Origin of the sequence: Lysobacter antibioticus HS124 (assembly GCF_000336385.2) — a bacterium.
GTDB lineage: Bacteria > Pseudomonadota > Gammaproteobacteria > Xanthomonadales > Xanthomonadaceae > Lysobacter > Lysobacter firmicutimachus.
Genome location: NZ_HG424499.1, coordinates 1 through 20,327, shown reverse-complemented (window position 1 = coordinate 20,327; position 20,327 = coordinate 1). Strand labels below are relative to the sequence as shown.

At 68.0% G+C, this 20,327-nt stretch carries 11 protein-coding genes; 8 read left to right on the top strand and 3 right to left on the bottom strand.

The genetic code is table 11. The features are described 5' to 3' along the window. Positions 1–89: 89 nt before the first annotated feature. The 7 genes from glyS (at position 90) to TX83_RS10950 (ending at position 15,178) form a co-directional block, all read left to right on the top strand. A complete protein-coding gene (gene glyS, locus TX83_RS10980; protein WP_064747992.1) occupies positions 90–2,258 on the top strand; it encodes a glycine--tRNA ligase subunit beta in 2,169 nt (722 codons plus the stop codon). A gap of 258 nt (positions 2,259–2,516) precedes the next feature. Next, a complete protein-coding gene (locus TX83_RS10975) occupies positions 2,517–4,415 on the top strand; it encodes an autotransporter assembly complex protein TamA (RefSeq protein WP_064747991.1) in 1,899 nt (632 codons plus the stop codon). Between the two features lie 28 nt (positions 4,416–4,443). Continuing rightward, positions 4,444–8,322: a translocation/assembly module TamB domain-containing protein gene (locus TX83_RS10970; protein ID WP_064747990.1), complete on the top strand. Its 3,879-nt coding sequence runs from the start codon at positions 4,444–4,446 to the stop codon at positions 8,320–8,322. A 208-nt stretch (positions 8,323–8,530) separates the two neighbouring features. Beyond that, complete coding sequence (locus TX83_RS10965; protein ID WP_222423757.1) at positions 8,531–9,550, top strand: Fic family protein; 1,020 nt, start codon at positions 8,531–8,533, stop codon at positions 9,548–9,550. Beyond that, positions 9,540–12,680 carry an RHS repeat protein gene (locus tag TX83_RS10960; RefSeq protein WP_186442581.1) on the top strand — a complete coding sequence of 1,047 codons (3,141 nt, stop codon included), beginning with the start codon at positions 9,540–9,542 and terminating at the stop codon, positions 12,678–12,680. The genes TX83_RS10965 and TX83_RS10960 overlap by 11 nt, the downstream gene beginning before the upstream one ends. Then, positions 12,677–14,971, top strand: coding sequence for an RHS repeat domain-containing protein (locus TX83_RS10955; protein WP_186442580.1), 2,295 nt, complete (start codon positions 12,677–12,679; stop codon positions 14,969–14,971). Before TX83_RS10960 ends, TX83_RS10955 begins: the two co-directional genes overlap by 4 nt. A gap of 6 nt (positions 14,972–14,977) precedes the next feature. Continuing rightward, a complete protein-coding gene (locus TX83_RS10950) occupies positions 14,978–15,178 on the top strand; it encodes a hypothetical protein (protein WP_064747986.1) in 201 nt (66 codons plus the stop codon). Between the two features lie 172 nt (positions 15,179–15,350). Here TX83_RS10950 and TX83_RS10945 read toward each other — a convergent pair whose 3' ends face one another. The 3 genes from TX83_RS10945 to mutM form a co-directional block, all read right to left on the bottom strand. Beyond that, positions 15,351–18,170: a serine/threonine-protein kinase gene (locus TX83_RS10945; protein WP_064747985.1), complete on the bottom strand. Its 2,820-nt coding sequence runs from the start codon at positions 18,168–18,170 to the stop codon at positions 15,351–15,353. Positions 18,171–18,287: 117 nt separating this feature from the next. After that, entirely contained in the window at positions 18,288–18,860 is a 573-nt protein-coding gene (locus TX83_RS10940; protein WP_064747984.1) for an ECF-type sigma factor, read from the bottom strand. A gap of 159 nt (positions 18,861–19,019) precedes the next feature. Next, positions 19,020–19,832, bottom strand: a complete 813-nt coding sequence (gene mutM, locus TX83_RS10935; RefSeq protein WP_064747983.1) for a bifunctional DNA-formamidopyrimidine glycosylase/DNA-(apurinic or apyrimidinic site) lyase — start codon at positions 19,830–19,832, stop codon at positions 19,020–19,022. A gap of 83 nt (positions 19,833–19,915) precedes the next feature. On the opposite strand from mutM, the gene TX83_RS10930 reads away from it, so the two are divergent. After that, positions 19,916–20,327: CHAD domain-containing protein (locus TX83_RS10930; RefSeq protein WP_141233473.1), on the top strand; the 412-nt coding region annotated here is incomplete at its 3' end.

Genomic DNA, 20,327 nt, shown 5'->3' with positions numbered 1-20,327 from the left:
CGGGGTGAAGGCGCCCCGACTCCGCACGCAACACCCCACATTTCCGGCGCCGTCCGCAGGACGCGCAGCGACAGCGCAAAGGCCACCGCATGAGCACGACCCAACCTCTCCTGATCGAACTCGGCACCGAGGAATTGCCGGTCAAGGCCCTGCCGGGCCTGGCCCAGGCCTTCTTCGACGGCGTCCTCGACGGCCTGCACAAGCGCGGCATCGGCTTCGAGCGCGACGGCGCCAAGCCGCTGTACACCCCGCGCCGCCTCGCTGTGCGGCTGAACGCGGTGCAGACGCAGCAGCCGGAGCAGAAGAGCGAAGTGCTCGGCCCCTATCTCAACATCGCCCTCGACGGCGACGGCCAGCCGACCAAGGCGCTGCAGGGCTTCGCCGCCAAGGCCGGGATCGACTGGACCGCGCTGGAGCGCACCAGCGACGCCAAGGGCGAGCGCTTCGTCCACCGCGCGGTCAAGCCCGGCGCCGACACCGCCAGCTTGCTGCCGGAGATCGTGCGCGAGGCGCTGGCGGCGATGCCGATTCCCAAGCCGATGCGCTGGGGCGACCACGACTATGGTTTCGCCCGCCCGGCGCACTGGCTGGTGCTGCTGTTCGGCAAGGACGTGGTGCCGGCGCAGGTGCTGGGCATCGCCAGCGACCGCATGAGCCGCGGCCATCGCTTCATGCACGACAAGCCGGTGTGGTTCAGCGCGCCGGAGGACTATGTCGAATCGCTGCGCAGCGCGCAGGTGCTGGTCGATCCGGACGAGCGCCGCGAGCGCATCGTGCGCGAAGTCGAACAGGCCGCGCGCGGCGCCGGCGGCGTCGCCCGCATCGACGAAGGCATCCTGGAAGAGGTCAACGGCCTGACCGAATGGCCGGTGGCGATCGCCTGCGGCTTCGAGCGCGAATTCCTGCGCGTGCCGCAGGAGGCGTTGATCGCGACCATGGAAGCCAACCAGAAATTCTTCCCGGTGCTCGACGGCGAAGGCCACCTGACCGAGCGCTTCATCGGCGTCGCCAACATCGTCAGCCGCGACGAGAACGAAGTGCGCAAGGGCTACGAGCGGGTGATCCGGCCGCGTTTCGCCGACGCCAAGTTCTTCTACGACGAAGACCTCAAGCAGGGGCTGGCGTCGATGGGCGAGGGCCTGAAGACGGTCAAGTACCAGGACAAGCTGGGCAGCGTGGCCGACAAGGTCGCGCGCGTCGCCGCGCTGGCCGAAGCGATCGCGCCGGCGGCCGGCATCGACCCCGCGCAGGCCAAGCGCGCCGCGCTGCTGTCGAAGAACGACCTGCAGTCGCGCATGGTCAACGAATTCCCGGAGTTGCAGGGCATCGCCGGCCGCTACTACGCCCTGGCCGCGGACGAGAGCGCCGAAGTCGCCGCCGCGATCGACGAGGCCTACATGCCGCGCTTCGCCGGCGACGCGATCGCGCCGTCGAAGCTGGGACAGGTGGTGGCGATCGCCGAGCGTCTGGACACCCTGGTCGGCGGGTTTGCCGCCGGCCTCAAGCCGACCGGCAACAAGGACCCCTTTTCGCTGCGCCGCAACGCCCTCGGCCTGGCGCGGACGATCATCGAATCGCAGTTGTCGGTTTCGCTGGACGCACTGTTCGCCAAGGCCAGCGCCGCGGTGGTGCCGGTGGTGCATGCCTACCTGGAAAGCATCGAGTCGCCGAAGAAGCGCAAAGACGAAGAGGCGCGCGTGCATCCGTTCCTGCCTGCGGCCGACGGCGGCAACGGCGTCGAGTTCGCGATCGATCTCAACGACTTCACCCGCGAGCGGCTGCGCAGTTACTACGCCGACGTGGGCGTGACCCATCCGCAATTCGAATCCGTCCTCGAACGCGGGTCCTCGGACCTGTTCGATTTCGATCGCCGGGTCCAGGCCATCGTCGAATTCGCCAAACTCCCCGAGGCCGAAGCCCTGGCCGCCGCCAACAAGCGCAGCCGCAACATCCTCAAGAAGGTCGAAGGCGCGCTGCCGGAGGCCATCGACGCGGCGCTGTTCGCCGAGCCGGCCGAGCGCGAGCTGGCCGAAGCGGTCGACGCGGCGGCGGCGGACACCGATCCGCTGCTGGCCCAGCGCGACTACGTCGCCGTGCTCGGCCGCCTGGCCCGGCTGCGGCCGCAGGTCGACGCCTTCTTCGACCGGGTGATGGTCAACGTCGACGACGCGGCCGTGCGCAACAACCGCCTGGCCCTGCTCAAGCGCCTGTCCGACCGCCTCGGCAGCGTCGCCGCGATCGAACATCTGTCGATCTGAGCCGCGCCGCTCCCGGGCAGGAGCGGCGTCCCACGGGATTTCCTGCGGTCGCCAGCCGCGACCGCGCTGCGAGCGATCGCGGCGCGGCCTGCGGGCGTGGGCGCGTTCGCATCGACCGTCCCATCTGGCACAGATGCGGCGTTCGTTTCGATAAAGCGCGTGGGCCTCACGTGCCCTTAACGCGGACGCAGGCCGCAGGCTTCAAACTGCCCGGAAAAATCCTCAGGCAATACAAGCCGTTGCCGGTTAATCTGACGCATGCCCCCGATCCCCCGCCTGTTACTCGCCGCCGCCCTGTGTTTCGCATCCGTCGGCGCGGCGCAGGCGGCGAAGGTGGAGAAGGTCGACATCCGCGGCCTCGACGAGGCCATGACCCAGAACGTGCGCGTGTCGTTGTCGCTGGTCGACGCGATCGGCAAGACCGTGTCGGGGCGTCGCCTGGGCTATCTGTTGCGTGAGGCCGAGGACGAGGCGCGCGAGGCGCTGGAGCCGTTCGGCTACTACTCCCCGACCATCACCGTGGAAGACTCGCGCGGCAATCGCCGGCGCAGCGAGTCGCAGGCCGGCGACGCAGAAACCGAGCGCGAGGCGGTCGCAGCCGATGCCGCGGCGGCGCCGGAGCCGGCCGCGGAACGGGCCCCGTCCAGCACGCCGGTGTCGGTGGTGATCACCGTCGACAAGGGCGAGCCGGTCAAGGTGCGCCGCTCCGACGTCGCGATCCTCGGCGCCGGCAGCGACGACCGCTATCTCAATCAGGATCTGGCCGCGTTCCGTCCCGGCCCCGACCAGGTCTTCAATCACGAGCTGTACGAGGCCAGCAAGACCAAGATCAGCCGCCGCCTGGCCGAGCGCGGCTATTTCGATGCGGATTTCTCGTCGCGCCGGGTCGAGGTGACCCGGGCCCAGAACGCCGCGGATATCGATCTGGTCTGGACCAGCGGCCCGCGCTACGACATGGGCCCGATCAGCTTCGAGCAGACGCCCAAGCGGATCATCCGCGACAGCCTGCTGCAGCGCCTGGTGTACTGGGAGCAGGGCAGCTACTACCACCAAGGCAAGCTCGACCGCTTCCGCGAATCGCTGGCGCGATTGGATTACTTCTCCAGCATCGACATCGAACCGCAGCCGGACGCGGCGGTCGACGGCCAGGTCCCGGTCAAGGTCACCCTGACCCCGGCCAAGCGCAGCATCTACACCGCCGGCCTGAGCTACGGCACCGACAGCGGCGCCGGCGTGCGCCTGGGCCTGGAGCGGCGCTACCTCAACGACCGCGGCCATAAGGCCCTGGCCCAGGTCGACTACGCGCAGCGGCGCAAGACCGCGACCCTGCAGTACCGCATCCCCGCCTTCGCCTGGGTCGACGGTTGGTACACCTTCAGTCTGCAGGGATCGGACGAGCAGACCGACTACATCGACACGCGCCGGATCGAACTGGTCGCCAGCCGCAGCGGCAAGATCAACCAGCACTGGACCGCGACCGCCTCGGTGCACGGCCTGCGCGAGCGCTGGGCCTACGCCGACGAGGACGACGACGACCCGACCACGCCGGTCGATTACCGCACCGCGACCTTCCTGTATCCCTCGCTGCGCGCCGAATACATCGACGCCGACGACCGGCTGTACCCGCGCAACGGCATCGGCGCCACCGGCATGATCCGCGGCGGCCTGCAGGGCGCGGGTTCGGACGCCAACTTCATCCAGGCCCACATCACCGCGCGCTGGTACAAGGGCCTGGGCGAACGCAGCCGGCTGATCGCGCGCGGCGAACTCGGCCATACCTTCACCAACGAACTGGTCGACCTGCCGCCGAGCCTGCGCTTCTACGCCGGCGGCGACCGCAGCATCCGCGGCTACGAATGGCGCGAGGTCGGCCCGCGCATTCCGCCCGGGCCGGACCGCAAAGCCTTCGCGCTCGGCGCCAAGAACGTGATCACCGGCAGCGTCGAGTACGAGCAGTACTTCAACGACAGCTGGGGCGGCGCGGTGTTCGTCGACAGCGGCAGCGCCTTCGACGACACGCCCGACCTGCGCACCGGCGTCGGCATCGGCGTGCGCTGGCGCTCGCCGGTCGGCCCGTTGCGCATCGACATCGCGCGCGGCCTCGACGATCCGGATTCGAACTTCCAGATCTACCTCAACATCGGCGCCGAGTTCTGACCCGGACCCAAGGACGTATCCGCAGCCCATGAGCGAGACGGCGAAAACCCCGGAGCAACTGCTGATCGAGCGGCGCCAGCGCCGGCGCGCGGCGGCCAAGCGCTGGGCCTGGCGCAGCAGTTTCATCGCGGCGACGCTGACCTTGCTGTTCGCGTTCGCGGTGTATTGGCTGATCGCCACCATCGCCGGCCGCGACCTGCTGCTGCGCCAGATCGTGGCCCGCCTGCCGGCCGATTCCAGCTTCACCTGGCGCAGCGCCGAAGGCCCGATGTCGGGGCCGCTGACCCTGCGCGGCGTGCGCTTCAGCTACCACGGCACGGTGTTCACCGCCGAACGCATCTACGTCGATCCGGCGCTGCGCCCGTTGCTCGGCCGCAAGCTGCGCCTGGACGCGCTGCAGGTCGAGCAGGCGACGCTGGACCTGGCCAAGAGCGACGAGCCGTTCGAACTGCCGCGTTGGCCGGAGGTGTTGCCGCAGATCGAGCCGCCGCTGGCCGTGCAGGCCGACGACGTGCGCATCGACGGCTTCAAGCTCAGCCAGGAAGGCAAGCCGCTGGTCGACGTGCGTCGCCTGCGCGCCGGTCTCGATGCGCAGGCCGGCCGGCTGCACGTGGAGAAACTCGAGGCCGATACCGACCGCGGACGTTTCACCCTGCATGGGCAATACGAGCCCTACGACGACTTCAAGACCGACCTGGTCGCGACCGCGGTGTTGCCGGCGGGCTTCGGCCGGACGCCGCCGCGGCTGGGCCTGGTCGCACGCGGCGATCTGTCGCGCATGGACGTGGCCCTGGCCGGCGCCGCGCCGGGACCGCTGCGCGCGACCCTGACCCTGCGCGGCAAAGACGATCCGCGCTGGCAATTGCGCGCGCGCAGCGACGCGCTCGACATCGGCCTGCTGACCTCGCCCGCCGACGCCCCCGGCGACGCGCCGATGGCGTTGCGCTTCGAGGCCGAAGGCGTCGGCGGCAACGCCGACCTGCGCGGCGAGTTCCGTCAGGGCGAGCTGGCGATCGACGTGCTGCCGTCCAAGGTGTCGCTGAAGGACCAGGTGCTGGACGTGCAGCCGCTGGCGCTGCGCCTGTTCGACGGCACCGCGACCTTGCGCGGCCACGCCGACTTCCGCGACGCCGACAACGGCCAATTCAAGTTCGCGGTCAATGCCCGCGGCCTGACCTGGGGCGGCACCGCGGCGCCGACCACCCTGGCCACGGTTGGCAAGCCCGCCAAGGCGGCCGCCGCGCCGGCGACGCCGGCGGTGACCCTGGAAACCGCCGATCTCGGCTTCGCCGGCACGGTCAAGCAGTGGGCGGCGATCGGCACCGCCAAGCTGGTGCGCGACACGCAGGCGGCGACGGTCGAGTTCGACGGCCGCGGCGACGACCAGCGCATGACCCTGAAGTCGCTCAAGGCCAGGATGCCGACCGGCCGCCTCGACGCCAGCGGCGACGTGGCCTGGGCGCCGTCGCTGCGCTGGGATGCTAAGGCGACCCTGTCCGGCTTCGATCCGGGCTATTTCGCGCCGGAGTTCAAGGGCGCGGTCGACGGCCAACTGGCCAGCACCGGCACCACCCGTGCCGACGGCGGCCTGGAGATCCAGGCCAGCGCCGAACGCCTCGGCGGCCGTCTGCGCGATCGCCCGCTCGGCGGCCGCGGCCGGTTCGCCATGCACGGCGCGGCCAGCGGCAAGACCGGCGACGCCTACGACGGCGACATCGCCCTCACCCTCGGCGGCAGTCGCATCGACGCCAAGGGCAAGTACGCCCAGGCCATCGACGTCGACGCCACGTTGGCGCCATTGCAGTTGAACGATCTGTTGCCGGGCGCCGCCGGCAGCCTGACCGGCACGCTCAAGCTCAAGGGCGCGGCCGATGCGCCGGACATCGACGCCGACCTCAGCGGCAGCGGGCTGAAGTACGGCGATTACCGCGCCGCCAGCGTCAGCGCCAAGGGCCGCCTGCCCTGGCGCGGCCGCGGCGGCGAACTGATCGTGCGCGCCAGCGACCTCGACGCCGGCCTGGCCTTGTCGTCGTTGAACCTCGACGCGCGCGGCGCGATCGAGGCCTTGCAGCTGCAGGCGCAGGCCAGCAGCGAGGTCGCCGCGCTCGAACTGACCGGCCATGCCGACAAGCGCGGCGCGACCTGGCAGGGCGCCCTGGCTTCGCTGCAACTGACCCCGAGCAAGGGCGCGTCCTGGCGCCTGCAGCAGCCGGCGCAGTTCCGCTGGGACGGCCGCAACGGCGCGCTCAGCAACGCCTGCCTGGCTTCGAGCAGCGGCGGTTCGCTGTGCGCGAGCGCGGATTGGCCGCGGCGCGGCGTGGACCTCAAGGGGCAAGGCCTGCCCCTGCTGTTGGCCCAACCCTATTTGCCCGAGCGCAGCGACAAGCGGCCGTGGCTGCTGCGCGGCGAGATCGCCGTCGACGGCAGCCTGCGTCCGCTCGGCAACGGCTGGCGCGGTCAGTTCGATGTGAGTTCCGCCGGCGGCGGGCTCAAGTTCAGCGAGCGCTCGCGGCGCGAATTGCTGCGCTACAACCAGCTCGCGCTCAAGGCCGAATTCGATCCGCAGCGGCTGCGCGCCGAACTCAAGGCCGGTTTCAACGACGACGGCCGCATCGAGGCCGACGTCGCCACCGGCTGGGACGCCTACGCGCCGCTGTCGGGCGCGATCGCGGTCGATACCGACGAGCTGACCTGGATCGAATTGCTCTCGCCCGACATCGTCGAGCCCAAGGGCAAGCTGGAAGGGCGCATCAGCCTGGCCGGCACGCGCTCGCAACCGCTGCTGGGCGGCCAGGCGCGGCTGTCGCAATTCAGCACCGAAGTGCCGTCGCTGGCGATCGTGCTGCAGGACGGCGACGTGCGCCTGGACGCGCAGCCCGACGGCAGCGCGCGCATCGCCGGCAGCGTGCGGTCCGGCGAAGGCACGCTCAACGTCGACGGCACCCTCGGCTGGCAGGGCGAGGACACGCCGCTGGTGCTCAACCTACGCGGCACCAACGTGCTGGCCTCCGACACCCGCGACCTGCGCGCGGTGGCCAATCCGGAGTTGACCGTGCGCTACGCGGCGAAGCAGCCGCTCAGCGTCACCGGCAAGGTGACGATTCCGTCGGCGCGGATCGACCTGGAGCGCCTCGATCAGGGCGTGTCGGTGTCCGAGGACGTGGTCGTGCTCGACCCGGTCGATCCGGAGGACACCGGCAGTTCGCCGCTGGACCTGGACCTGACCTTGGCGGTCGGCGACGACGTCAAACTCAACGGCTTCGGCCTGGAAGGCAAGCTCGGCGGCCAGATGCGGGTACGCTCGCGCCCCGGCCGCGAGATGACCGCCAGCGGCGCGCTCAACGTCGAAGGCCGCTACACCGCCTACGGCCAGAAGCTGCAGATCACCCGCGGCAACCTGGTCTGGAACAACGGCCCGGTGTCGGACCCGATCCTCGACATCCGCGCCGAACGCGAAGTCGGCGCGGTCACCGCCGGCGTCGACATCAGCGGCCGGGTCAGCTCGCCGCAGGTCTCCGTCTGGTCCGATCCGGCCAGCTCGCAATCCGAAGCGCTGGCCTATCTCGCCCTCGGCCGTCCGCCGTCCTCGGTGACCGGCGACGAGAGCAAGCAGCTCAACGCCGCCAGCGCCGCGCTCTCGGCCGGCGGCGGCCTGCTGGCCTCGCAGCTCGGCGCCAAGATCGGCCTCGACGACGCCGGCGTGATGGAAAGCCGCGCCCTGGGCGGCTCGGTGCTCGGCGTCGGCAAGTACCTGTCGCCGCGGCTGTATGTCGGCTACGGCGTGTCCCTGCTCGGGACCGGCCAGGTGCTGACCCTGAAGTACCTGCTGCGCAAGGGCTTCGACATCGAGATCGAGTCGAGCACGTTGGAGAACCGGGCATCGATCAATTGGCGCAAGGAGAAGTGATACGAGTTGAGTGATGAATTTGGCACATATTGCGTGACAGATTCGGCACAATTATCCTCCCCTCGGCCGCCTCGATGAAGTGGGCTATGCCTGAGGGGCAGGGATGCGGGGGTTACGGAGCGGGGACGCGGCAGAAAACACAGCACAGGACGGCGACCTGGGCCTGCCATGGCGCGCGGCGAGCGTTCCCATGGGGCGTCATGACAGCGTGCCCTCCGCCATCACGGGCGCGCCGCTTACTTACTTCACGCCATCCCCATTGGGGGAATTGCTCGAACGCCACGCGCCACCACCGAGCGCGCGCAGCTTCGGGTTCGGCGCCTCCGCCGCCGATCACTGCCTGATACTGTTGCGCTCGGCCAGCCTCAGCGGCGGCCGGGTCGTCGATGTCGAGCAGGCTCGCCGCTTGGGCGGCTCGTGGTTGCAGCTGCCTGCCTTTGCGTCGCTCGGCTCGCTGGTGGCCCTGGCGCGCTCGATATCGCCGCGGGTGGCCGGATTGCGCGAAGAGATTTCGTTCGTCGGCGGCGCCACCGCCAGCCAAGCCAAGCACATATTCGCTCCCGCATCCGCACTGCCCGGCCTGACAGCGGAACTCGTCCAGACACTGAGCGCCGAGACTTCCGGGTATGACGGCGCCGCGTTGGCGGCCCTGGTCGGCTTTTGGGCCGTGCACGCCCATCCCTTCGTCGACGGAAACGGCAGGTGGTCCAGAACGCTGGCGTTGAGCGCCGGCGCACGCAGCGATGCCCGCGCCGCGATGGCGGCGGCGGTTTTCCTGAGCGTGGAAAACCAGCTGTTGTGCGAGCGTATATGGCCCGGAGCGCGGCGCTCGGGCGCCGTCCGGTACCTGGACGCCGTGGCCGTCTTCGAACGGGCGCTGTTCGAGCGGTTGGACGCCATGCCCAGGTTGAGCGCGCTGCTGAGCGAAGCGCACGCCACCGTGCGCGCGGCCGCACGCGGCTCCAAGCGGTTAAGCGACGGCTTGCTGGTCCAACTGCATGCCGAGGGCGGCCTTGCCCTATCCGAACTGGCGGCCCGTTGCGGCCTGTCCGCGCGGGTGGCGGCTGGAGCGGCGCAGCGTATGCGCGACGCGGGGCTGCTCGACGGGCGCCGCGGAGCGGAACGGATCGATATCGCGGAACCGCTGGCATTGGCTGCAACCGCAGTCGCCGCCGCCAGCGCTGCCGTTCGTACAACCATCCAACAGGAATCCCGTAATGAGCCATGACATCGGCTGCGAACTGAGCGCGCGGGGGCGGAGCGACCTTCGGTACGCAATAGGCGCGATATTGTTTGCCGCTACGATGGCGACCTTGCCGAGGATAGCGGGCGCGTCCGGCTCGGGTCCTTCCGCCGGGCGTATATACGACCAGGACACCGTGGTCGTGCAGGGCGTGCGTCCGACGTTTCCCCGCTGGAATCTGAGCGGCATCCCCAACATGCCCAGCAGCGGCTATTGGGGCTGGGGCGCGGATACGACCGGCCCACAAGACACGACTCAGTATTACGAAGAAAGTCCTCCTGATCCGGGTACCGGCAAGGACAAGGGTACCGACTGCGGAAAGGATGTCGGTCGTGCGAATCCGATCTATCTTTCCAACGCCAACAAGGCGGATTTCGAGCTCGATTTCGCCGATTCCGAACCCGAATTCCCGCTGTTGTTCGAGCGCATCTACAACCGCAACGCCACCGATCACTACTACACGGTCACCGGCTCCGTCTGGCTGACCAGCTTCGATTACCAGCTCGACGCGATCAGCTTGGTGGCGCGGCGCCCGAACGGGTCGTCGATCTATTTCGACGCCGCTCCGGTCGGCGACAAGTTCTACGAGAAGCGCGCCGATCCACGGCGCTACGTGGAAATCGCCGTCGGTGGAGGGACCTACTCCCTGCATCGGGGAGACGGCATCGTCGAGCATTACGAGCAAGGAGAGAACGGCGGCGTTCTCAGGATCCGGAAAATCGAGAACAGCCGCGGGGTCGGTTGGACCTTCGTGTACGGCGCTGCGGGCGCAACCCCTTATCAGCCGTCGGCGGTGGTGCATACCTCGGGTAAAAGGATAACGCTGGAGTACAGCGACCAGAAACTCATCAAGGTATGGGATCCGGCCGGAAACCTGTACCAGTACGGCGGCGATGGACGCCAAGGGTCCAGTTACGTCATCTATCCGGACGGCGTCAACCTGACCTATCACTACAGCCTTGAAGACGGCGCACAGCCGTTCGATTCGGCGTACGAACTGACGGGCAAGTCCTACGACGGCGTCCGCTATTCCAGGTTCCACTGGAGCGAAATCGCCACTCCCTACCGTAGGCGCGTCCCGGTATCCAGCGAGCATGCCGGCGGCGTCGAGAAGTACCAGTTCGAGTTCAGCCTGGCCGCCCACGACGGAAGCGTGACCAAGGCGGTCGAAACCAACCCGCTCGGAAAGAAGGCGACCTATTCGTTCGACAAGGGACGTTTGGTCGAGGTGACCGGCCACCCGTCTCCGTTGTGCTCGGGGTCGGTCAGTTCCATCACTTACGATAGCAACGGCAACAAAGACCGGGTGACCGACCCGCGCGGGATCGTTACCGATTACGACTATTCGGCCGGCGGACGCCTGATCCGAACTACCGAAGCGGTAGGCACGCCGCAACAGCGCGTCACCGAGTATCAGTGGGATCCGAACCGGGAACGGGTGGCGGAGGTCAAGGTGCTCGGCTTGAACAAGACGACCTATCGCTACGACCAGGACGACCGCCCGGCCGAAGTGACCACGCAGAACCTGTCGGCCAACGGAGTCGCCAACCAAACGCGCAGCCTGGGCTACGCCTACACCTATCATGGCAACGGCAAGATCGCGACCGTCACGGCCGACGGTCCCTTGCCCGGAAGCGGCGATTCGCAGGTCTTTTCGTACTCCGCCAGCGGAAACCTGTTGTCGGTGCGCGACAGTCTTGGCCACGCTACGACTTATAGCAATCACAACGGCCTTGGCCTGCCGGGGCGAGTCGAAGGCGCCAACGGCGAGGCGGTCGAGTACACCTACGATGCCCGCGGCCGGGTGCTGAGTACGCGCCGGATCACCCAGCGCGGAACCGCGGAGACCAGGAATCATTATGCGCACGGCTTGCTGGCGTCCTCGGTTTCGGCCGACGGCGTCGAGACACGCTACGTCTACGACGCGGCGCGCCGGCTGACCGATGTGTACCGCAAGGAGCCCGATGGCCGCTATGCGCGCACGCACTATGCGCTCAATGCGATGTCGCTGCCGACCACCGTGGAGGTGTCGCGCGTCGACTACCCGTCCGATACCCGGATTGTCGGAAGCGTCGACGGCTTATCCCAGTCCGGCGGCGTCCACTACGTCTCGGGCTGGGCTTGCTCGACCGGCATGACCCGGTCGGTCGACGTTCACCTGTACGCCGGCGGGGCCTTCCTGGCCAGTGCCACGGCAGACAGGGACAGCGAGCCGGCGGTGGCGGCCGCCTGCGGAACCCAAGGTGCGCGTTACCGATTCGCAGTCCCGTTGTCGACGGAAGTCCGGCAGCAGCGCGGAGGGCAGCTCATCTCCGCGTTCGGGATCTCGCCGACGGGCGACGGCGCGCAAAACTTCATGCTCAACGCGTCCAATCTGTACGCGATCCCGCCGTTGGGGCTGGCCGGCACCATCGACGGCGTCGGCCCGGACGCACAATGGAACTACTACCTCAACGGTTGGGCGTGCTCGGTCGGCGCCACCGCGGCGATCGACGTGCATCTGTATCTGGGCGGGCCTGCGGGCAGCGGAACGTACATAGGCTCCTATCGCGCGGACGGCACCGCCGAGGCGGCGGTCGGCCAGGCCTGCGAGAGCAGCAATAACGCGCATCGGTTCAGCATCCCCCTGAGTCTCGACTTCCGGCGCCAGCACGGCGGCAAGTCGATCCACGTCCATGCGGTGGCGCCGACCCAACAGATATTGCTGCCTTCTTCCGGCTCGCACTCGGTCCCGGGCATCGGCAACAACGCGGAAATCGTTTCCTACGAAGCGCCGGACTTCATGTACCTGGGCGAGACCGCCGGCGTTACGGTCCGAGTCCGCAATACCGGCAACGTGATCTGGGGGGCATCGGGCGGCGAGACCTACTCCTTCAGCAAGAACTCGACCGTTTACCGTATGCCCGATCGCGTGTCCCTGCCGGGCCCGATCGCCCCCGGTGCGGTCGCGACGTTCAATTTCAGCGTCTATGCCGACCGGGAGGGGGTGATCCAGGTCGGCGGTCGGATGCTGAGCGAGTCCTCGGGCTGGTTCGGTGCCTCCACCACGAAGAACATATCCGTCGAGAACCCTTACTACGAATGCACCGGCTCGGTGTGCGAGATGCCGCGATGAACCGCGCTTTCTGGACTGTGACAGGAAGCGGGATGCGCGCCACGTCGGCAACCGGGCTCGGGGAGAAGGCATTGATCATGAAGCGAATCGGCGACAACAAAGCCGGCCTGGTATTGCTGCTACTGCCGCTGTGGCCCTCTTGGGCGATGGCTCAGCCCGAGGTAGTCGCTCGTGCCGGCTATCAATACGACGAACTCGGCCGGCTGATCCGCGAATACGCATCCGACGGTCAATTGCAAGCGAGCTATGTCTATGACGCCGCGGGTAACCTGACCAGCGTTACCGACGCCTTGGGGCGCGTCACAACCTACGAGTACGACGCGCTCAATCGCCTCAGTAAGACAGTCGACTCCAAGGGCGGAAGCATTCGGGTGACCCGTAACCTGGGCGACTTGCCGACGGAGGTGGTGGATCCGAGGCAGTTGGTCACCAGCTATCAATATGATGGCTTCGGACAATTGCTTACCCAGGTCAGTCCCGATACCGGAACCACCCGTTACGAATACGATGCGGCTGGCTTGCGCCGCAAGATGATCCGCAATGATGGTTCGTCGCTCAGTTACGGATACGACGGCCTGGGGCGGCTGGCGTCCGTCAGCGATGGCACGGAAAGTCGCTATTACGGATACGACTGGTGCAACAACGGCAAGGGGCGTCTTTGCAACGCCGACGGCCCGGGAAGCATCTATCATTTTGGCTACACCCAGGAAGGCGACGTCCTGGTCAGGCGTCAGCTTTGGGGAGGACACGACGATTGGACCCATATTGATCGCGATGCCCAGGGCCGGGTGGTCAGATTGACCCATCCCAATGGGCTTGCGGTTATACACGAATACGCTTGGGACCGTCTAATCGCGATACGCGCCGCCTTTCCCGGCTATGAGGTCGCGCCGGTCGTAACCGGTCTGCATTACACAGCCGATGGCCAGATCGCCGGTTGGACGTACGGCAATGGGTTGAGCCGCAACTACAACTACGACCTCAATGGCCGCCTCATGGGCGTCAGTGCCGGGGATTCGCAGTCTGTCGTTCAAAGTCTGACATATGCGCGTGACGCCAATGGATTGGTTACCGCAATCACCAATGGAGCCCAGGCCGATACAAGCCAGGTCTTTACCTATGACACATTAGGTCGGTTGGCGGCAGTGCGCGCGAACGCGGCAGATGAAGACCTTGCCTACGATGCCAACGGCAACCGCATCCAACACGATTGGTGGGTGCGCGAGGTGGGCTACAAGGCGCAGGTCCCCCATCAGGTCGAGCCGGCGAGCAATCGCCTGCTTTACGATCACATCGATTACGCCTACGACTCGCGCGGCAACCGCAGCGCACAGGCTTGGGGAGGATCCAGCGCTGCTTATCGGTACGACGCATTCAATTTGCTTCGCGAAGTCGAGCGCGATGTGGCTATCAGCTACATGAGTCCCGCCAGCGGAACCCGGAGCTACCCCGCCGGAGTTACCCGCTATGTCACGAATGCCCTCGACCAGCGAATCTCGAAGATCAACAGCACCGGTGAAGTGCGCTTTACTTACGACGGCCATCAGTTGCTGGAGGAGCGCACGGCGAGCGAGGCGCGCAACTACATCTGGCTAGGGAGCGAGCTGGTCGGTGTAGTGCAGCCGAACAAAGTACTAACCTTTGTTCATTCGGACCACGTGGGGCGGCCGGAAGTCGTCACCGATTGGAATCGCGTTTCGATCTGGCGTGCGGCGAACTACGCATTCGATCGGCGGATCATCCAGGATCAGATCGGCGGCTTGAGAATCGGTTTTCCCGGTCAGTACTTCGACGATGAAAGCGGGTTGTCGTACAACGGGTATCGTTACTACGATGGACGCACCGGACGATTCACCCAGCCCGACCCGATCGGGATATTCGAGAGCATCAACGCCTATGGCTATGTCGATGCCAATCCTGTCAACGTGATCGATCCGCTGGGCCTCGCGGGAGATCCTCTGGAGAGATACAACCCAAGGTATGGGCCGATCATCACCAAGACGCCTACCAGTCAGATTTCGTGGCTCGAACGTTTCCTGACCGGGATTATGGTCGGAAAAGCCACGTTAGGCACCACTGGGGTTAACAAGTATGGCCAACTGATACCGAAACCTACTACGTTACTGGGAAGGGCCAGCGTTTTCTTGGCTCTGATGGAGCCGGCGGAAATGGGGTGCGCTGAACTGGATTGCGACAAGAACGGAATCGCCGATTATAAAGAGCGAAATAGCTGCCCCGCTCCTGGGGTAGGAGTCATCAATCCCCTAGTTGCTCCCACGTACGGACAGTGATCGCATATGAAAAAATTTGTGGCTACTCTGGTATTTCTCGTCTTGTACTTCGCGGGCGTGCTGCTGGCATGGAGCTTGCCCGCCCTGAAGGGCAGTGGATGGACAGTTCTGTTCGCGCTGGTTTGGTTCTTCGTCGTTTCCAAAGTCGTGTCCTATCTAGCGGCCAGGCTCGGCTGGACTGAGCCAAAGTCGCGTCAGATCCGCTGACCTTCGCTTTTGTTCTTCCTGTTGGGGTCGGCCATATGGTGGGACTGGCCGATGTCGGTTGGACCATGTGCGACCCATCGGGCGCCATTGGCGCGGTCAGGGCCGATCGAAGAACAGATCTATCGCCAGTAATACGGATTTGCGACAGCGCCGATATTCGATAACGGCTCGCTCAATCCGAACAAGCCGCGCGGATCGACTGAACCGTTCGCTGCACCGCACTGCCGTCCGCCCGCGCATCCGCGATGGTGCGCAACAGCCCGTCCAGCTTGGCCCGCGCTTCGCCGCGCTGCGTGCCCTGGCAGCGCACCTGCGCCGCGTACGCCTGTGCGCGCCAGCCCAACTCGCGCAGGGTTTCGTCGGTGATCGGCAGTTCGGCCAGCGAGTCGAGGTGGATCAGGGCGGCGGCGTCGCCGGCGTCGGCCTGGGCGCGGGCGAGTTCGATCTCGGCGCGGCGAGTGTGCGGGTCGCGGTCGCCGTAGTGGCGGCGGGTCAGGTCGACCGCGCGTTGCAGGCGGGCGCGGCCGGATTCGCCTTCGCCCAGGGCCAGTTCGACTTCGCCCAGCAGGCCGTCGGTGTCGCCGACCTGGCCGTGGGTTTCGCCGAACAGCACCACGCGCAGTTCGCGCACCTGCAGCAACAGCGCACGCGCCTCGACCGGACGGCCGCTGTCGAACAGCACCTGGGCGTGATCGAACAGGACCGTGGCGAGGCGGGCGCGGTCGCCTTGTTTGCGGGCGATGCTGGCGGCGCGTTCGAGTTCGCCCAGCGCCCGCTCTTCGTCGCCGCGCTCCCAGGCCACCCGCGCCAGTTGGCGATGGACCTCGGCCAGTTCGAGGTGGTCCGGCCCCAGGCGCACCACCAACAGGTTGCGGATCTGCTCCAGCTCGCCCTGGGCCTGGGCATAGCGGCCCTGGGCCACGTGCAGCGCGGCGAGTTGGCGGCGCACGTCCAGGGTCGAAGGATGCTGGGCGCCGTTGACGTCCAGGGCGATATCCAGGGCTTCGCGCGCGTCGCGCTCGGCCGCGTCGAGCTGGCCGAGTTCGCTGCGCAGCATGGCCAGGTTGCGGCCGATCTCGACTTGCAGCGGATGGCGGTCGCCGACCGCCTGCTGCAGGCGGCGGCGCGCCTGCTCGAAGCCGAGCAGGGCCTCGCGGCTGCGCTGCGCGTCGGCCTGCAGGCCGGCCAGGTCGATCAGGTTCTCGACTTCGGCGACCTCGTTGTTTTCCAATTGCTCGCGGCGCAGCGCCAGCGAGCGTTCGAACAGCTGGCGCGCGCCCTGGCGCTCGCCGTTGGCGCGGCGGCAACGACCGAGTTCGGAGTAGAACTCGCTGACCTGCGACGGCAGCTGCGCCTGTTGGCTGCGCGCCGCGTCCAGCGACGGCTGCATCAGTGCGGCGCAGTCGCGCGGCAGCCCGAGCAGGCGCAACACCTTGCCGCGTTGGGTCAGCGATTCGATGCGCAGGCTTTCGGGAATGTCGTCGGTGCTGCCGATGATCGCGGCCTGGCGGTCGAGCAGGGCGCGCGCTTCGTTGTAGTCGCCCAGGCCGGTGCGCATGCGCGCGACCACGCCGAACAGCTCGGCGCGCGCGCGCGGTTGGCGGGCCAGCTCGCGGGTGCCGCGCGCGACCGAGGCGTCGAGCAGGCCGCGCAGGTCCAGGGCTTCGCCTTCCGGCGTGCCGCGCGCGCTTTCGAACAGGCCGACCATGAAGTCCTGCATCGCCTGGGCGCGGCTGGCTTCGCCCAAGGCCTCGCGCGCCTGCCAGGCGACGATGCCGAGCGCGGCGGCCAGCACCACGGTCACCAGGGAGGCGGTGGCCAGGGCCCAGCGATGGCGGGCGACGTATTTGTTGAAGCGGTAGCGCAGGCTCTGCGCGCGCGCCAGCACCGGCCGTCCGGACTCGAAGCGCTGCAGATCCAGCGACAGCGCCTCGACCGAGGGATAGCGCTGCTCGGGCCGCTTGGACAGGGTCTTGAGGACGATGTTGTCGAGATCGCCGGCGAGCTGGCGGCCGAGCCGGCGCAGCGCGCCGGGATCGACGTCGGTGGTGTCGACGTGGCGCATCACCGCCTGCGAGGGCCGCAGCGGATCGGCGGCGAGGATCGCCTCTTCCCATTCGGCCGCGGTCTGGCGCTTGAGCCGGTAAGGCTTGGCGTCGGTCAGCAGCTCGTACAGCACCACGCCCAATGAGTACACGTCGGTCATGGTGGTGACCGGCTCGCCGCGCACCTGCTCGGGCGCCGCGTAGTGCAGGGTGAAGGCGCGCGCGCCGGTGCGGGTCTGTTCCGGCAGCGGCACGTCGCTGCTGTCGAGCAGCTTGGCGATGCCGAAGTCGAGCAGGCGCACGTCGCCGGCCGGCGTGACCAGGATGTTGGACGGCTTGAGGTCGCGGTGGACGATCAGGTTGGCGTGGGCGTGGCTGACCGCGTCGCAGATCTGCTGGAACATGCGCAGGCGCTTGTCGAGCGGGGTGCGCTGGTTGCGGCAGTAGTCGGTGATCGGCTCGCCTTCGACGTATTCCAGCGCCAGATAGGGTAGGCCGTCGCGGGTCACGCCGGCGTCGAGCAGACGGGCGATGTGCGGGTGGGCGAGGCGCGCCAGGATCTGCCGTTCGCGGGTGAAGCGGCTGCGCAGGTTGGTGTCGGCCAGGCCCGGGCGCAGCAGTTTCAGCGCGACCCGGCGCTGGTACAGGCCGTCGGCGCGCGAGGCCAGCCAGACCTGGCCCATGCCGCCTTCGCCGAGCAGACTTTCCAGCCGGTAGCTGCCGACCTCGGTGCCCGGGCGCATGGCGCCGGTGTGCTGGGTCGGCACCAGCGGTTCGGACAGGAAATCCTGATGATCGTCTTCGAGCGCGATCAGCTCGCTCAGTTCTGCGGCGAGGCCGGCATCGTCGGCGCGCAGTTCCGCCAGCCGTTCCGCGCGCGCAGCCGGCTCCAGCTCGAGCAGGGCATCGAGCAAAGGGGACAGGCGTTGCCAGCGTTCGGCGTCCATGCGGCGGTCAGCCGGCGGTCCTGCGGCGGTCTACGGCGTTGAAGCTCATGGCGTTACCCATACTGAGCGAGCGCGTCGCGCGGCACCAGGGCCGGGGCGCAGCGCAACGGCATCCGATCAGCGGTTGGGCTCGTCCTGCAGCGAAGCCAGCAGGAACAGGCGCGCTTTCTGCCAGTCGCGGCGGATGCTGCGTTCGGAGCGCTGCAACAGGGCGGCGATCTCCAACTCCGACAGGCCGGCGAAGTAGCGCAGCTCGACCACCTGGGCCAGGCGCTGGTCGACTGCGGCGAGTTTGGTCAGGGCGGTGTCCAGGCCCAGCGTGTCTTCGTCCAGGCGCAGGCCGCCTTCGACGTCGTCGGGCAGTTCGGTGACCCGGTGCAGGTCGCCGCCGCGCTTCTGTGCCAGACGTTGGCGGGCGTAGTCGACCACCACGCTGCGCATCGCCGAGGCGGCGTAAGCGAAGAAGTGCGCGCGATCGTCGAATTGCGCTTCGCGCCGGCCGACCAGTTTCAGGTAGGCCTCGTGCACCAGCGCGGTGGCGTCCAGGGTCTGGCCGTGCTGGCCGGCGAGCTGGCGCCGGGCCATGGTATGCAGCTCTTGATAGAGGGTCGCCAGCACGCGATCGAGCGCACTGCGGTCGCCCTCGCGGGCCGCATCCAGCAGGATGGTGATGTCTGCGCTATCGGCCATATCGCCCCTCGACTGGGGCAAGACTATAGCGCGTTCAGTTTTACTTGGTAGCGACCGCCGGCACCCTGCGGGATCGACCCTCGATATGGCCGCTTTTGCCCCATTCCCACGTCACGGGCGATTCTGCCGATCCCCAATCCCCAATCCCCAATCCAGGCTTCACCGCTGGCAGTGCCCGCACCAGACCGTGGTGCGCTGGCCGATCGAGGCCTGCTTGAGCGGCCGGCCGCAGCGCGGGCAGGGCTCGCCGCCGCGGCCGTAGGCGGCCAGTTCCTGCTCGAAGTAGCCGGGCGCGCCGTCGGGGCTGATGAAGTCGCGCAGGGTGGTGCCGCCGCGCTGGATGGCATAGCCGAGGATGGTCTTGATCGAACCGGCCAGTTCGCCGTAACGCTCGCGCGAGACCTTGCCGGCGGCGCGCAGCGGCGAGACGCCGGCGGCGAACAAGGCCTCGGCGGCATAGATGTTGCCGACCCCGACCACCACCCGCTGATCCATCAGGAAGGTCTTGACCGGGGCGCGGCGGCCGCGACTGAGTTCGAACAGGTAGTCGCCGTCGAACTCGTTCGACAGCGGTTCCGGCCCCAGGCCTTGCAGCAATTCGTGGGTTTCGCCCGGCGCCTGCCACAGCAGGCAGCCGAACCGGCGCGGGTCGTTGAAGCGCAGCACCCGGTCGTCGTCGAGCAACAGGTCGACATGGTCGTGGTCGCGCACCGGCGTATCCGCGGGCAAGACCCGCAGGCTGCCGGACATGCCCAGGTGCAGCAGCGCGCTGCCGGCCTGGGTATCGATCAGCAGGTACTTGGCGCGCCGGCGCACCGCGTCGATGCGCTGGCCGGGCAGCAAGGTTTCGATGTCGGCCGGGATCGGCCAGCGCAGGTCGGGCCGGCGCAGGATCGCGGTGACGACGTGGCGGCCTTCCAGGTGCGGGGCCAGGCCGCGCCGGGTGGTTTCTACTTCGGGTAATTCGGGCATGGCGCAAGCGTACTATCGGTACGGGCCGCGCGCCGTTCCGATGACGGTCGCGCGGAACGATCGCGCGCGAAAACGAGGGCGGCATGTCGAAAAAAACCGCACCGGCCGTCGACGCCGAAGCGCCGGCCGAAGCCGGGCGACCGCCGGGCCGGCGCCTGCGCGCCTACGCCTCGCGCGAGCTGGAGGCGGCCATCGAGGCGCTGGGCTGGCGCGGCAGCCGTCTGCATCTAGGCGTGCATCTGGCACGCAAAGGCCTGCGCCGGGTGCGCGCGACCCTGGCCCTGGGCGGCGCGGCGCTGGGGCCGGGCGCGGCCTGGGTCGACCGCGGCTTGCGCGACGCCAATCGCGACCTGTCGGCGCTGCGCGATGCGCAGGCGCTGGTGGAAACCTTCGACCGCCTGCTGCGCGTTGCGGGCGACGAGGCCCATCGCACCTTGTTGCGGCGGGGCCGCCGGCGCGCGGCGGCGGTGCGGGCGGCGGCGGCGCGGCAGGCGC